Origin of the sequence: Demequina oxidasica (genome assembly GCF_000975115.1) — a bacterium.
GTDB classification, from domain to species: Bacteria; Actinomycetota; Actinomycetes; order Actinomycetales; family Demequinaceae; genus Demequina; species Demequina oxidasica.
In genome coordinates, this window is record NZ_BBRE01000001.1 from 1,358,223 (window position 1) to 1,373,152 (window position 14,930).

12 protein-coding genes are annotated in these 14,930 nt (G+C 64.7%); 7 read left to right on the forward strand and 5 right to left on the reverse strand.

Annotation, left to right across the window (positions count from 1 at the left end; genetic code table 11):
• Window positions 1-92: 92 nt before the first annotated feature.
• The 5 genes from AOP77_RS06250 to AOP77_RS06270 form a co-directional block, all read right to left on the reverse strand.
• Window positions 93-2,165, reverse strand: a complete 2,073-nt coding sequence (locus tag AOP77_RS06250; RefSeq protein ID WP_062210762.1) for an FtsX-like permease family protein — start codon at window positions 2,163-2,165, stop codon at window positions 93-95.
• A complete protein-coding gene (locus AOP77_RS06255; protein ID WP_062210765.1) occupies window positions 2,162-4,177 on the reverse strand; it encodes an FtsX-like permease family protein in 2,016 nt (671 codons plus the stop codon). The genes AOP77_RS06250 and AOP77_RS06255 overlap by 4 nt, the downstream gene beginning before the upstream one ends.
• Window positions 4,174-4,938, reverse strand: coding sequence for an ABC transporter ATP-binding protein (locus AOP77_RS06260; RefSeq protein WP_062210768.1), 765 nt, complete (start codon window positions 4,936-4,938; stop codon window positions 4,174-4,176). The genes AOP77_RS06255 and AOP77_RS06260 overlap by 4 nt, the downstream gene beginning before the upstream one ends.
• A gap of 90 nt (window positions 4,939-5,028) precedes the next feature.
• Entirely contained in the window at window positions 5,029-5,682 is a 654-nt protein-coding gene (locus AOP77_RS06265; RefSeq protein ID WP_062210770.1) for a response regulator, read from the reverse strand.
• Window positions 5,679-6,536 carry a sensor histidine kinase gene (locus tag AOP77_RS06270; protein WP_084622363.1) on the reverse strand — a complete coding sequence of 286 codons (858 nt, stop codon included), beginning with the start codon at window positions 6,534-6,536 and terminating at the stop codon, window positions 5,679-5,681. The genes AOP77_RS06265 and AOP77_RS06270 overlap by 4 nt, the downstream gene beginning before the upstream one ends.
• A 122-nt stretch (window positions 6,537-6,658) precedes the next feature.
• On the opposite strand from AOP77_RS06270, the gene AOP77_RS06275 reads away from it, so the two are divergent.
• The 7 genes from AOP77_RS06275 (at window position 6,659) to AOP77_RS06305 (ending at window position 14,880) form a co-directional block, all read left to right on the forward strand.
• Window positions 6,659-7,093 carry a hypothetical protein gene (locus tag AOP77_RS06275; protein ID WP_062210776.1) on the forward strand — a complete coding sequence of 145 codons (435 nt, stop codon included), beginning with the start codon at window positions 6,659-6,661 and terminating at the stop codon, window positions 7,091-7,093.
• A gap of 74 nt (window positions 7,094-7,167) precedes the next feature.
• Window positions 7,168-9,513 (forward strand): phosphoribosylformylglycinamidine synthase subunit PurL, encoded by a 2,346-nt coding sequence (gene purL / locus AOP77_RS06280; RefSeq protein WP_062210779.1) that lies wholly within the window; start codon window positions 7,168-7,170, stop codon window positions 9,511-9,513.
• Between the two features lie 119 nt (window positions 9,514-9,632).
• Window positions 9,633-10,073, forward strand: coding sequence for a sterol carrier family protein (locus tag AOP77_RS06285; RefSeq protein ID WP_062210782.1), 441 nt, complete (start codon window positions 9,633-9,635; stop codon window positions 10,071-10,073).
• Window positions 10,070-11,131, forward strand: a complete 1,062-nt coding sequence (locus AOP77_RS06290; protein ID WP_062210785.1) for a glycoside hydrolase family 6 protein — start codon at window positions 10,070-10,072, stop codon at window positions 11,129-11,131. Before AOP77_RS06285 ends, AOP77_RS06290 begins: the two co-directional genes overlap by 4 nt.
• A gap of 248 nt (window positions 11,132-11,379) precedes the next feature.
• Window positions 11,380-12,765: an ABC transporter substrate-binding protein gene (locus AOP77_RS06295; RefSeq protein WP_369345398.1), complete on the forward strand. Its 1,386-nt coding sequence runs from the start codon at window positions 11,380-11,382 to the stop codon at window positions 12,763-12,765.
• Between the two features lie 85 nt (window positions 12,766-12,850).
• Window positions 12,851-13,924: a carbohydrate ABC transporter permease gene (locus tag AOP77_RS06300; protein ID WP_369345399.1), complete on the forward strand. Its 1,074-nt coding sequence runs from the start codon at window positions 12,851-12,853 to the stop codon at window positions 13,922-13,924.
• On the forward strand, window positions 13,924-14,880 hold the full coding sequence (locus AOP77_RS06305) for a carbohydrate ABC transporter permease (protein WP_062210791.1): 957 nt from the start codon (window positions 13,924-13,926) through the stop codon (window positions 14,878-14,880). The genes AOP77_RS06300 and AOP77_RS06305 overlap by 1 nt, the downstream gene beginning before the upstream one ends.
• Window positions 14,881-14,930 lie beyond the last annotated feature (50 nt).

Sequence of the window (14,930 nt, forward strand, 5' to 3'; positions counted from 1 at the left end):
TTATCTGCGTCCGATGCACGTGCGCCTGGTAGGCGTGGCTTTTCTCAGCGTCAGTGTAGGGGAGGGTTCCCGCGCTCCGCCAGTGGCTCCCACTACAGCTTCAGGACGCCTACCGGCGTGCGGCGAGAGGTCATGGCTGCGACAATGCCGGCACCGCCCGCAATCGCCGCCACCACCACGAGTGCGAGGAGCAAATTGGGTGGCAGCGTCGAGGGAACTGCGGCTAGCGGCCAGTTAAACTCCTCGGCGAATCCCTTCATATCGCCCTGACGGAAGGCGAGTGCGAGCGCGAGAGCCGCGCCGGCGATGGCTCCCAGTGCGGCCCCCGTCACGAGCGGGAGACTAAAGTGCAGGGCCCTGGCCTTGCGCGCATCGTCCGCCGTGAGGCCAAGCGCCGCGCGGGTGGCATCCTCAGCGTGGTGAGCGCGGGAGCTAGACGCGAAGATAGCGACTGCGATGAGCGTCGCCACGGCCGCTGCCGCAAAGGTGAGGGAGATCACTGCGCCGGGGCTGACGGAAGACACCACCCCGGTGGCGCTGAGCGCCGTGAACTGTTCCTCCATCCACAGGGCGAGGAAGTACGAGGTGTTGATGGCAATGGCCCCAAAAGTGACCATCGACATGATGAAGGCGGGAATGGCCGACTGGCGTGGGTTGGCTACCAGGGCGTCACCGGCGCTGATCCCCCACGGCGCGCTGGATTGTCCTAGCCGGCGCCCGAGCAACGGCATGAGTGTGCGTAGGGCCTCCAGCGCGACGACGTAGCTCAAGACCACGGATGCGATGGTAAGGAGCACGGTGAGGGTCTGGCCGCCCTCGTCATACTCGCTGTGGAAGCTCGCGAACCACAGCCCCACAAGGGCGAGAGCCCAGAGGACAACGATGCCGCGCGCCGACACCTTGCGCGACATCTCAGCGTCGGCAAGTGGGGTGACAGGTTTGAGGGCTGCCACCGGCGAGACTCGCGCCGCCCAGAAGGCGGGCACCGCCCCCACAATCGTGGCGAAGAGTAGGCCGGTGGTGAGAAGGACTGCGACGACCCACCACACGACGACTGCGGATCCGGGCAGGAACACTCCGTGGTTGGAGGCACGGATGAGCGCCAGGTCAGCATTCACTGCGAGCCACCCCAGTACGATGCCGAACGCTGAGGAGACGGCACCCACCAGCAGGGTCTCCATCAGTGTCGCGAGGACGATTGAGGACCTTCGGGCGCCCATGGCGCGGGCGGTCGCCGCCCACGTAGTGCGTGACTGTGCCTGGCTACGGCCAACCGCAAACGCCATCGCCACCAAGCCGACGAGAAGTGCAACGGACAGGGCGACGCTGATACCGGCGCTATTGGAGTGCCCCGCGGAGGCATAGTAGTAGCTATCGACATATGTGAACGCGGAGAGCGCCACACCCGCGTCATCGTTCCACGACGCGGTGGTGCTCACGGGGGCACCGCGCTGGGAGGTGTCGGAGGGGGACGCGGCGGCAAGCGTGACCGAGTCAGGCCAAGACGCGTAGGCCTCGGGAAGCCATACGTCGTAGTTGCGGTCTATTGCGGGGCTGCGAGTCAGGCCGGAAACTTTGTAGTCCGCAATCTTTGCCAACTTAGTGGGCATGCCGTCTGCGTCGTAATCAAGCGGATATGCCGGAACAATGTCGCCGATTCCGACCCCCAATAAGCCTGCGATCCGGGTGCTGATGGCGACTTCGCCGGCCACGGGTGGCTCGCCATCGAGCAACACCGAATCCCAGTCGTAGTCACCGGTGATGGCGGTCATGGGGGACCGGTACACAGTCTCGACGTCCGCTGAGGAGTCATAGTTAGCGGTAAGGTCCGGGGGCGTCAGATACACATTGGTATCGCGCCTAGCTTGCAGGTCGGAGCCCGCCGCGATGGCGTGGGCGATCTCGCCGTCGACCTGCTCCACAGGTGCCTCTTCGAGCCCGGCATTTTCCTGGGGGTCCTGGGATCCCACCCACGAGGTGACGTAGCCCTGGAACTCGTCGTCGCCGCCGGCAACGCGTTGGGCGTGCAACTCATTGTCGATCTGAGTGGTGGTGGTGATTGCCGCATACGAGGCGAGCGCGATCGCCAGAGTGAGTAGTGCCCCTGTCCAGGCCGTGTATCGCTTCTGAGAGCGCAGCTGCTCGCGCGCCAGTTGCCAGATCATCGAACGCCTTCCTTGTCTGCAGTGCGGAGTTCCTCGACAGGGGATTTGCCGGCCATTGACGCGCCGAACACTGCGGCGGCGATCGCCGCGGCCGCGACTGTTGCGACGCCCGCTACGAGCACCCATGCCCACGGCACCGCGCCCAGGTCCTGAGCGGCATGCCACAGGATCTCGCTGGATTGCGACGGCGCACCTGGCTTGAGCAGGAAGACGTTGGTGCTGACGACCGACGTCACGATGCCGACCAGCGCGCCGGCCACATAGGACGATGCCGCGAGGGCAGATGCCTCCCACACCGGGGCCGCTCGGAGAACCTTGGGAGTAGCGCCCAGGGCGGCGAAGGTGGCGAGGTCGCGGCGGCGCAGCCGCACGGAGGTGGCCGTAGCACTGACGATCATGACCACCGCGATCCCGAGGCCAATCGCGACCATGGCCACGCTGATGCCGCCGTAGATGCTCGCCCAGCCGGTGATCCCCGGCTCGTAGGTCCATGCGGTGCCTTCTGGAAAGTACTCGCGCGCAATATCCGCGGCGCTGGACTGCTCCAGGTCGCCGTCGGCGAGATAGAGCATGGCGCCGCTCACAGGTGCCGCGCCCCAGGTTCCCGTCGCCCAGGCGCGGTCAGATGCGTTGAATGTCAGCGGAGTGGAGATGCGGTAGGCCGGGGTCGCGATGCTGTCGACGACTATGTCCGACACTCCAGTGGGATCGCTGCCATCGAAATTGTCGGCGTAGATCGAGGACTGATCGCCGTTGAGAAGCACCCCGCCAGTAAGGCCCAACTCCCGCAAGGCATCGGGCGTGATGGCATTGTCGGTGGCGAGGTCCACAGCGAGGGAGAAGTGTTGCGCCGTGCCATCCTCGAGCCCGTCCGGGTCAATGTTGGTGTAGTCAAAGGAGTCCTCGTACAGCAGGGAGACTGGGACGACTGCGACGCGTGGGTCTGCGACGAGTTTGCCGAGCGCTTCTGCGTCGAGTGGCGTCGCCTCGAACCCAGGAGGCTGTGCGGCGTCGTCCAGTACTGAGACGGAGAACAGGAAGCTGTTGGGGTTGGCCTCGCGCGCGGCAGCCTCGATTGCTTGCGAGTGGCCCAAGGCAGCTAGTGACGCCGCCACGAGCAGCGCGATGACCGCGGAGAGGCTGACAATGCGCACGCGGGTATCGGACGGGCGTCCCAGCCCGTCCGCGGCGAGCGAGCGCCCTCCCGCCACATCTCCGCGGGCAAGCAGGGCGGCCACGCGCTCGACGGCGTGCACCGCAAGCCACCTCGTGATGGCGTAAACCACCCACAGTGTTCCGAAGAAGGCGATTGTCAGAGCGATGTTCTTCACCACCATGAGCCAACCGGGGTCACCTAGGTTCTTCACGGACCACGCGTCCAGCGGGACAAACCGGTTGACGACAGCTACGGCCATACCAAGCGCGTAGGCAATCCACCACGTGAGGCGAATCGCGACGAAGCGTGGCGAGCGCGTCCTGGCCACGGAGGAAACCTCGTGGGCGGAGTTGTCGACGTCGTCGGGAGTCCCGCGCGTTACGGCCTCGATCGCAACGAGATTAACCAGGGTCGCGGTACCCACGGCGAGCGCAACGACAAAGAGGCGGCCCAACAAGGCGCGCACGGAGAACTCACCGTCGCGTACTCCCGCGGCCTCGAAGAAGGTGAACTGTGCGAGGATCGCGCCCACGATCACACCCGCGCCGGCAACGATCAGTCCTAGCCTCAGCCCACTACGCACCGCACCGCGCAACATCGTCGAGCGCTGCTCGCCTAGCGCCATTCGCGTGGCGATCTCGTGGCGCCTGCCTGCAAGGTCGAGCCGCAGGAACAGCAGCGCGACTAGTCCGGCGACGAGGAACAGCGGCACCAGGTAGAAGCCTAAAAAGAAGATCTCGAAAACGGATGGAATGCGCGGATCCGATGCCGTTTCCGGCGACACCCACACCGCTCCAGTCATCCAACTTGCGAGCGCCGCGGCGATGCCGAGTGTGATTCCCGCGGCCCACTTCATCGTTGTCCTCCGGAAAGCGCATCGAGCCCGGCGAGGACCGCCTCGGGCGTCGGGTCGGTGATATGCCCGTCCACGCGGCCGTTGGCGAACAGCAAGACCGTTCCTGCGTACGATGCCGCGGTGGGGTCATGCGTGACCATCACCACGGATTGGCCCAGTTCGCGACAGCTCTGGCGTAGGTGAGCGAGAATCTCGGCGCTCGCGTGCGTGTCCAGGTTGCCGGTGGGCTCGTCTGCGAGAACTATTTGCGGACGGGTGATGAGGGCGCGGGCAATCGCGACGCGTTGTTGCTGACCGCCGGACATTTCGAATGGCTTGCGGTCCAGCTCGCGGCCGATTCCGAGCATGTCGACCAGTGAATTCATCCACTCGTCGTCGCGCTCGATTCCGTTGAGGCGCAGTGGCAGCAGGATGTTGTCACGCGCGGTCATGGTTTGCAGCAGGTTGAAGCCCTGGAACACGAACCCAACGATGCGCCCACGCACCTTGGCGAGCTGCTTGTCTTTGAGTGCGGTGATCTCGTCGTCGCCCACCCAGACCTCGCCACTGTCGGGGCGGTCCAGTCCGGCGAGCAGGTGTACCAGCGTGGTTTTTCCGGAGCCAGACGGGCCCATCACCGCGGTCAACCTGCCGGCGGGGATCGTCAGGTCCACGTGATCGACGGCAGTGACCCGCGCGTCACCCTTCCCATACGTCTTGGTGAGTCCACGCGCTACCAAAGCGTTGAGCGGCCCCTTGGCCGGTACACCGTTGTCATCCATATCCCTCAACTTAGTGAGGGGAAGCCCGCTAGGGCATCGGCCTGTGGTGTTGATCTGGCGTCATACCGCGGTATAGCGCAAGCCACCGGACTAGCCCTGCGGCCTGACCAGGCCGGTCTCGTAGGCGATGACAACTGCCTGCACGCGGTCGCGCGCGCCCAGCTTGGCCAACACCTTGCCCACGTGCGACTTCACGGTAGGTTCCGCGAGGAACAACTCCTTGCAGATCTCCTGATTAGACAGTCCGCGCGCCATGAGCAGCAGCACCTCGCGCTCGCGGTCCGTGAGGTCCTCGAGTCCCTGGCCATCTGTCGGATCGGGCAGTGACCCGGCCAGGCGCGTGAGCAAACGACGGGTGGACGACGGTGCGATCACTGCGTCTCCCGCGTGCACGGTGCGAATCGCAGCCAGAAGTTCCTCTGGCGGTGTGTCCTTGAGCAGGAAGCCGCTAGCGCCGGCCTTGATGGCCGCTATCACGTACTCGTCCAGGTCGAAGGTGGTCAGGATGATGACCCGCGCGTCGGACGCGGAGGTGACCTGGGCGCACGTCGCGATGCCGTCCTGACCCGGCATGCGCACGTCCATGAGCACCACGTCGGCGGGCTCAATCGCCAACGCCACCACGGCATCGGCGCCGTCCCCTGCCTCAGTGACGACCTGCATGTCCTCCTGGCTGTCCACCACCATCCGGAAGCCGGCACGGATGAGTTGCTGATCATCGACGATCGCGACGCGGATGGTCATGGAGTTCCCTCGGTTTCGGTGAAGCGGGGCGCGGGCTCGTGCCCGGGGCCGATGCTAGTACCGAGCGGTAGACGTGCGCGCACCAGGTATCCGCCGCCGGCCTTGGGTCCCGCATCGAGTGTTCCGCTGAAAACGGTGACGCGCTCGCGCATTCCTTCAAGCCCGGTGCCTTGTCCGTCGCTGCGCGCCGCGGCGCCACGGCCGTCGTCGCTGACGGTGACTGTCACGGAATCCGCTTCCCATTGGAGTTGAACGAACGCGGTCACCGCGGGTCCCGCGTGCTTCAGCACGTTGGTGAGCGCCTCCTGGACAATGCGGTAGACCGCCAGACCCTCGCCGATGGGCAGTGTGCGCGGGGTGCCGGTAGTGATGTACGAGACCGCGAGGCCGCCGCCCCTCATGGCGGCTACCAGCGTGGGGACGTCGGAGAGGTTGGGCTGTGGACCCATCGCGGTGTCAGAGTTGGACTCGCGCAGGACCCCCAGCAGCGAGCGCATCTCGGCTAGCGCGGAGCGACTCACCTCGGCGATTGTCTCGAGCGCGCGCGTCGCCTCGGTGGGACTATTCGCTCCGGCAAAGCGTCCGCCGTCGGCCTGGGCGACCACCACGGACAGGGTGTGGGCCACGACATCGTGCATCTCGCGGGCGATGCGGGCGCGTTCCTCGGCGGCCGCCAGCGCGCGGTCGGCCGCCTTGTCGAGGTCCAATTGACGCTCCAGGTCCTCGACGCGCCATAACGCCGTGCGCAGGCGCCACGCCAGGAGCGCGGCCGTCATCGCCGCAGCCCCCGCAATCACCCACGCCAGCAACTCCATGTGGTCACTGTAGGGCTGGGCGCGCTGCCGCGGGCTCATAGCGCGCAGAGTAATGGCGTCACATGTTCAAAAACTCATACTCGGGTATCAATCTGCCGAGAGTGTAATTAAGGTGAAACTGTAGTGAAAGTAAACACGAGACCTACACGGCGGGAGTGAGCATGGCACGGCAAGCAGACGAGCAGCGCGCTGGCGCACTCGAGGACCTGGTCCATAGCCTCGGCGAGCACGCTCGCGAGTTCACGCCCGATCGCCGAGAAAGTGCTATTGGACGCACGGGGCTTCCCGACCGTCAACCCGGCGAGAACCTTGCTAGCAAGTCGGCGCAGTCCAGCACTGCCGCCACTGTCGTCATCGACTGCGGCACGTCGCGCCGATCCGGCTACTCGCACGTACTGTGGGTGTCGCCGAGCGCCGAGTCCATCCTGGGCTCGCACGGACTCGACAAGCTATCCGACGCGATCGGACGACTGCCCGGAGTGAGTGCCTACGAGTGGGACGGCCTCGACCTCATGCACCTGCGCGCGGCCGGTTCGCGCCACGGTGACCTGCTTGACGGTGCGCGCGCCGCCGTCGACCAGATTCTTGCCTCTTAGGCAAGCGTTCGCTCGCGCTCGCGCCCGGTAGTCTTGACCCAGACCCCTTCTCGCCCGCACCCACGAGGGAACCCATGAGCTCCGAAGCGCCCGCATCGCCCAACGCCCACCTGGACACGGTGGACAACGCCGCCGCGAACCCCGACCAGGAGATGCCGTTCGCGGCCTTGGGACTCAAGCCCGACGAGTACGCGTCGATCGTGGAACTGCTGGGTCGCCGTCCCACGGCCGCCGAGCTCGCCATGTACTCCGTGATGTGGTCGGAGCACTGCTCCTACAAGTCCTCCAAGAATCACCTCCGTCAGTTCGGCGAGAAGACCACCGAGGAGATGAAGAAGTCCCTCATGGTCGGCATCGGCGAGAACGCCGGCGTGGTCGACATCGGTGACAACTGGGCGGTGACTTTCAAGGTCGAGAGCCATAACCACCCCAGCTACGTCGAGCCCCACCAGGGCGCCGCGACCGGCGTGGGCGGCATCGTCCGCGACATCCTCGCGATGGGCGCGCGCCCCGTGGCCATCATGGACGAGCTGCGCTTTGGAAAGATCGATCACCCCGACACTCCCCGAGTGGTCCATGGCGTGGTCAGCGGCGTGGGTGGCTACGGCAACTCGCTGGGCCTGCCCAACATCGGCGGCGGCGCGATCTTCGACTCCTGCTACCAGGGCAACCCCCTGGTCAACGCGCTCTGCGTCGGCGTCATGAAGCACGAGGACATTCACCTCGCCTCCGCCGAGGGCGTGGGCAACAAGGTCGTACTATTCGGCGCGCGTACCGGCGGCGACGGCATCGGCGGGGCATCGATCCTGGCCTCGGAGACCTTCGAGGACGGGGTGCCGACCAAGCGCCCGTCCGTCCAGGTGGGCGACCCCTTCATGGAGAAGGTGCTCATCGAGTGCTGCCTCGAGCTCTTCGCAGCCGACGTGGTGCAGGGCATCCAGGACCTGGGCGCCGCGGGCATCTCCTGCGCGACCTCGGAGCTAGCCTCCAACGGTTCGGGTGGCATGCACGTGTGGCTCGACGACGTCCTGCTGCGCGACCCCTCGCTCAACGCCGGCGAGATTCTCATGTCCGAGTCGCAGGAGCGCATGATGGCGGTCGTCACGCCCGACAAGCTCGACGCGTTCATGGCGATCGCAGCCAAGTGGGACATCGAGTCCTCCGTGGTGGGCGAGGTCAACGACTCCGGGCGCCTGACCATCGATCACCACGGCGAGCGGATCGTCGACGTCGACCCCCGCACCGTCGCCCACGACGGCCCCGTCTACGACCGTCCCTTCGCGCGACCCGCGTGGATGGACGGCCTGCAGGCGGACGATGCTGCCTCGCTTCAGCTTCCGGCCACCGGCGACGAGTTGCGCGCCACGGTTCTTGAGCTGATCGGCAGCGTCAACATGTCGTCGCGTGAGTGGATTTACGGCCAGTACGACCGCTACGTGCAGGGCAACACCGCGCAGGCCCGCCCCGACACGGTTGGTGTGGTGCGTGTGGACGAGGAGACCGGGCGCGGCGTGGCCATCGCGACCCGCTCCAACGACCGTTACACCAAGCTCGACCCGTACGCGGGTGCTCAGCAGTCCATCGCCGCGGCGTACCGCGCGGTGGCCATCGCCGGCGCCGTGCCGCTCGCAGTGACCGACGGGCTGAACTTTGGCTCACCCGAGGACCCCGACGCGATGTGGCAGTTCGTGGAGGCCATCCGTGGCCTCGCGGACGCGTGCCAGACGCTCGGCGTGCCCGTCACCGGCGGCAACGTGTCGCTGTACAACGGCACCGGCGAGCCGGGCAAGATCGACTCGTCGATCAACCCCACCGCGATCGTGGGCATCCTCGGCGTGCTCGACACCGTCGAGCGCGTGACGCCCTCCGGCTGGCGCGAGGGCGGACAGCTGCTGTACCTGCTGGGCGAGACCCGCGCGGAGCTGAACGGCTCGCAGTTCGCCTCGCTGAGCGGCCACCTGGGCGGAATGCCGCCCGTCGTGGACCTGGAGAAGGAGCGCGTGCTCGCGGAGGTCATGGTGTCCGCCTCGCGCGACGGCCTGATCGACGCGGCCCGCGACGTCTCCGAAGGTGGCCTTGCCGCCGCACTCAGCTACGGCGCGCTGCGCTATGGCGTGGGTGCCCGCGTGGTGCTTGACGAGATTGTGGAGCGTGACGGGGTCACTCCCGCGCAGGCGTTGCTGTCCGAGTCGCAGGGCCGCGTGCTGGTCGCGCTTCCCCGCAACGAGGAGGCGCGCTTCGTGGCGATGCTCGAGGCGCGCGGCGTGCCTGCGATCCGCCTGGGCGTGACCGAGGAGGCGCCCCACGGCAACGACTCCGATGGCGGCGGTGCGGTGCTGGACGTCCAAGACCAGTTCGTGTTGCCCCTAGCCGAACTGAACATCGCCTGGGAGGGCCCGCTCCTGCACCACTTCGGTTAATCCGGCTGTCTTCGCCCGCCCGAGTCATCCTCGTAGCGGTCCCTCAGCGTACGAATTCTGCAGACGGTTTTTTCTGGCGGTCCGCCGGTGTACAACGACGGGTGTGGCAGGCTAGGCGAATGCCCACCCGTCGCAGAATTCCGCTCCTCGAGGGGCGCGCCGCCGTCGCTGAGTGGTTCAACGCCCAACGCGACTGCACGTTGCGCGCCTTCGACCCTGATGTCTCTGAGGAGCAAGCCGAGCCCGGGTCGTTGCCCGCCGTCGATCGAGCCGTGATGGCCACCGCGGTCCGCTACACGCTCGAGGAGCTCACCGCCCGAGCACCCGGCCAGGCCCTTGAGGTGCGCGTCCCGCCGTTCGGCGCGACTCAGTGCATCAAGGGCCCACGTCACACCAGGGGCACACCGCCGGGCGTCGTGGAGATGTCACCGCAGACCTGGCTAGAAGTCGCAACCGGGAGCCGGGAATGGGGCGAGGCCCTCGCATCGGGCGACGTCAGTGCCTCGGGTGAGCGCGCAAACCTATCCGACTTGCTTCCCCTGACCGAGGAGCGACCATGAATGTTACGAAGCGGGCAGGCCTCGTAGCGGTGGCCCTGATAGCCGGGTTAACGCTCGCGCTCACGGGGTGCACGAGCGAGCCGACGGCGATCAACCCCACCGCGCCGGAGACTCCCGCTACGGCCAATGCCGCTCCGGCGGCCACCACCTCAGCGGTGCCGCCTCTCAGCATTTCACCTACCCCCAAACCCACGGAGACCAGCATGCCCAATGACGCGCAAGCATCGGCGACCTTCTATAACGCGCCAAAGAAGGCAGACGCCGAGTATCAGCGAGCACTAGAAGAGGGTCGCGACGACGACGCCGCGCTTCTCAAGCGACTCGTGGACCAGCCCACGGCCACCTGGCTGGGGGACAACGGCCAGGCACTGAATGAGGCCGCCGAGGTCGCAGACGCCGCCAAAGCGGCGGGACAAATTCCCCTCTTTGTGCTCTATGCGATCCCGGGCCGCGACTGCGGTCTCTACAGTGCCGGCGGCCTGCCGGAGGAGCAGTACCTGGACTTCGCCACGAGCATCGGCGAGGCAATTGAGGGCAGCGACGCCTGGGTAATCCTTGAGCCTGATGCGCTGCCACAGTTGGGCGATTGCGACGGGCAGGGCGACCGAGTCGCCCTTCTTGCAGGCGCGGCCAAGGCACTAGACAATGCCGGGGCCAAGGTGTTCTTGGACGTGGGCCACTCCACGTGGCTGAGCGTGTCCGAGGCGGCAGATCGCATTGGCAAGGTAGGTACGGAGCACCTCACGGGCTTCGCGACCAATACGTCTAACTACAACGCGACTGCCGACGAAAGCGAATGGGCGGATCAGGTGGGTCACCGCGTTGGGCTCCCGTTCGTCGTTGACACGTCGCGCAACGGCAACGGGTCCAACGGCGAGTGGTGCAACCCGCGCGGCCGGGCCATTGGCGACGCGCCCGAAGTGTTAGGTGGCGACCACATGATCGCGACGGTCTGGACCAAGGTTCCGGGCGAATCCGACGGCACCTGCAACGGCGGACCCGCGGCCGGAGCATGGTGGGAAGAGATCGCACTCGAGCTGGTTCGCAACGCTCAGTAGATTTCACGCGCCCGGAGATCGACGTGACCGTCCGGTCTACGCGTGCGGCGCTGTGAGGTTTGTCCTGTTTAGGTAACGTTTCCTGAATTCGGCACTTTTGTGTTGCCACCAGCGCAGTAAGTCCCTACGGTGGAAAGCAACCGCTTGCACCGAGGACGGCTTCTAAGCTTCCTCGATTCAGGCACTGCCTCGCCGATCCTTGCCGGGACTGGAGAGGTCCTACTCACCGAAGAGGAGGCATGTTGCTCATGAAGAGACGTTCATTAAGTCTGGTCGCCGTCGCGGCGGCGTCGGGGCTGTTTATCGCGGGTTGTTCGTCAAGTGACGACCCTGAAGCAAGTACGAGCGCGGAAGGTACCGCGACCAGTGATGGCGGCGGTGCCACGATGGCCGCGGGTTGCGAAGATTACGGTGACTACGGCACGTTCGACAGTGCGGCGGTCGAACTGTACGGCACCATCTCGGGTGTCGAGGCGGAGCAACTCACGGAGTCGCTCGTGCCTTTCGAAGAATGCACCGGCGTAGTCGTCACATATAACGGCTCAGATGAGTTTGAGACGGAGATCAATATTCGCGTCGAGGGCGGAAATGCCCCCGACCTGGCGATCATCCCTCAGCCAGGGTTGCTGCAGCGTGTGGTCGGCACCGGCGCGGTCGTTCCCGCCCCGGATGCCGTATCCGCGAATGTCGACGAGTTCTGGTCACCCGACTGGAAGAACTACGGCACGGTAGGCACAACGTTCTACGCTTCGCCGCTGATGGCCTCGGTTAAGGGTTGGGTCTGGTACTCGCCTACGGAGTTCGCGGAGAACGGATACGAGGTTCCCACGACATGGGATGAGCTCATGGATCTGACGGCGACGATGGCTGACAATGGTGGCCCGGGCCCCAACTACAAGCCGTGGTGCATCGGCTTCGAATCCGGAACCGCCACTGGCTGGTCGGGCACGGACTGGATTGAGGACCTCGTCCTTCGCCAGGCCGGACCGGACGCGTACGACGCATGGGTCGCGGGAGACCTCGACTTCACGTCACCAGAGATCACCAAGGCCTTCGAGAGCTTTGGCGATATTGCCCTGAACGCTGACTACGTCAACGGTGGCCTGGGAGACTCGGCGTCGATCGTGGACACCGCCTTCCAGGAGGCGGGACTCGAGATCCTTAACGGGTCCTGCTCGCTTCACCACCAGGCTTCGTTCTACGAGGCTCAGTGGCCGGAGGGCACCACCGTTGCGGAAGATGGCGACATCTGGGCCTTCCTCACGCCCAACGTGAACGCCGATGACCCCGCTGCTGTCACCGGTGGTGGCGAATTCGTCGCAGCGTTCAACGACAAGCCCGAGACCGTGGCTCTGCAGACCTACCTGTCCTCGGACACGTGGGCTAACGAGCGGGTCTCCATCGGTGGAGTCATCTCGGCCAACAAGGGTCTTGACCCGGCCAACGCGTCCAGCCCCATTGGACAGGCGTCAATCGAGATTCTCCAAGGAGAAGACACGACCTTCCGCTTTGATGCATCGGACCTGATGCCCGCAGTGGTGGGAGCGTCGTCCTTCTGGACCGGGATGAATGACTATGTCAGCGGTACGCCGCTGAACACGGTCCTCACGGACATCGAAAACTCCTGGCCCTGATCCATCCCCGGTAAGTAGCTGTCTGTGCCCCGCACTGAGTGCGGGGCACAGACAGCCTTGCATGACGTGACGAAAGGAGTCGGCAATGGTGCCGATGGAGATGCAGATCGCCGCATCGAGAGTGTTGCCGACCTCCGGTCTGGGAGCGGACTTTTGGGCTACCCAAGGCCAGAACCTGCTGATGGCGGGCATCGCGATCGTGGTATTTATCGTGATCGTGTTGCTGATCATGTACGGCGCGGACCTGATTAGGGGCCGCGGGCGCGACAAAATCACGTTGATTGTCCTGATTGCACCGGTGCTGTTGCTCCTCGGGATCGGGCTGGTCTATCCAGCCCTGAGTACCACGTGGTTGTCGTTCAACGACGTCTCCAACGAGGCCGACCCAGACACCGGTATCTACACGACCGTCATGCAGTTCGTCGGCCTCGACAACTACCGATTCGCCTTCACCGATCCGTCAACTCTCCGTACCGTCATCAACACGTTCGTATGGATGGTTCTGGTGCCGTTGCTCTCTACCGGATTTGGGCTTGCCTACGCAGTCTTTATCGACAGGGCCAAGGGCGAGAAGGTGCTGAAGTCCCTCGTATTCATGCCGATGGCAATCTCTCTGGTGGGAGCCTCGGTTATCTGGGGCAACATCATGTACGACTACAACCAGGTGGGCGAGCAAACGGGAATGCTCAACGCGCTACGCAGTCTGGTGGGTCTCGAGCCGTACAACTTCTTGACAGACAATCCTTGGAATACGTTCTGGCTGATCATCATCTTGGTCTGGATTCAGACAGGGTTTGCCATGGTGATTCTTTCCGCGGCGATCAAGGGCGTACCAGTCGAGATGAATGAGGCCGCCTCGCTGGATGGCGCCAATGCCTGGCAGCGATTCTGGTCGATCACCATTCCCTCGATTCGCAGCACCATAGTGGTGGTGCTGACAACAATCACGATCATGGCCCTGAAGGTCTACGACATTGTGCGCACAGTGACCCAGGGACGCGACGGAACCGACGTGGTCGCCAACCGCATGTACGTGCTGAGCTTTGTTGAAGGGCGCGAACCACTGGGTGCCGCGCTTGCAGTGATCCTCTTCGTGTTTGTCATTCCGATCGTGATCTACAACGTGCGATCCCTCAATAAGGTGAAGGAGAATCACTGATGAGCGTCACGATGCCTCCCCAACGACCGGTCGAGGACGACAACCCCAAAAAGGGCGGAACGCGAGTCTCCCGCGGTAGCGGCGCAGCTAAGAAGGCAAAGGACCGCCTCACCTCGCCATGGGCCACCGCCGCGGCCATGATCATTGCCATGCTGTGGACCATCCCCACGGTGGCGTTGTTCATGACGTCACTCGTTCCTGGCAGCCGCTACCGCACCGATGCGTGGTGGACGGTGATGGCCGACGGTGACCTGACGTTCGGCAACTTCAACCAGGTGCTGTTCGACTCCTTCGGAGACAACTCGACGGCCCCGCCGCTTCTCGAATACGTCTTCAACTCGATTGTTGTCACCGTCCCAGCAGTGGTGTTCCCCCTAGTGCTAGGCATGATGGCGGCCTACGCGTTCGCGTGGATTCCATTCCGCGGGTCGTCCTTCCTGTTCGTCCTGATCTTCGCGTTGCAAGTGGTCCCCCTGCAATTGGCACTGATCCCGTTGCTGAAGTTGCTTGGCCCGGAGAACCTGGGCCTAGCGGGTGAGTTCTCCGGTGTGTGGATCGCCCATACAATCTTCGCGCTTCCGCTCGCGGTGTTCCTCCTTCACAACTTTGTGTCGCATATTCCACGAGAGGTGCTTGAGGCTGCCCGAGTCGACGGCGCGAGCCACACACAGATCTTCTTCAAGATCATCATTCCGCTCTCGCTTCCGGCGATCGCCTCGCTCGCGATCTTCCAGTTCCTGTGGGTGTGGAATGACTTGCTCGTCTCAGCAGTCTTTGGATCCGCAGATACGTATCCGCTGACGTACCCGATTTCCAACCTGGCCGGTGACTACGGTCAGTATGCGTACCTGGTTCCGCCGGCAGCGTTCATCTCGATGATCATCCCGTTGATTGTGTTCTTCAGCCTGCAGCGGTACTTCGTCAGGGGCCTTCTGGCGGGTTCGAGTAAGGGGTGAGGGCGGAGTCACCACTCGGAAGGCACTGGTGTCATTCGCTGTGGTGCCGC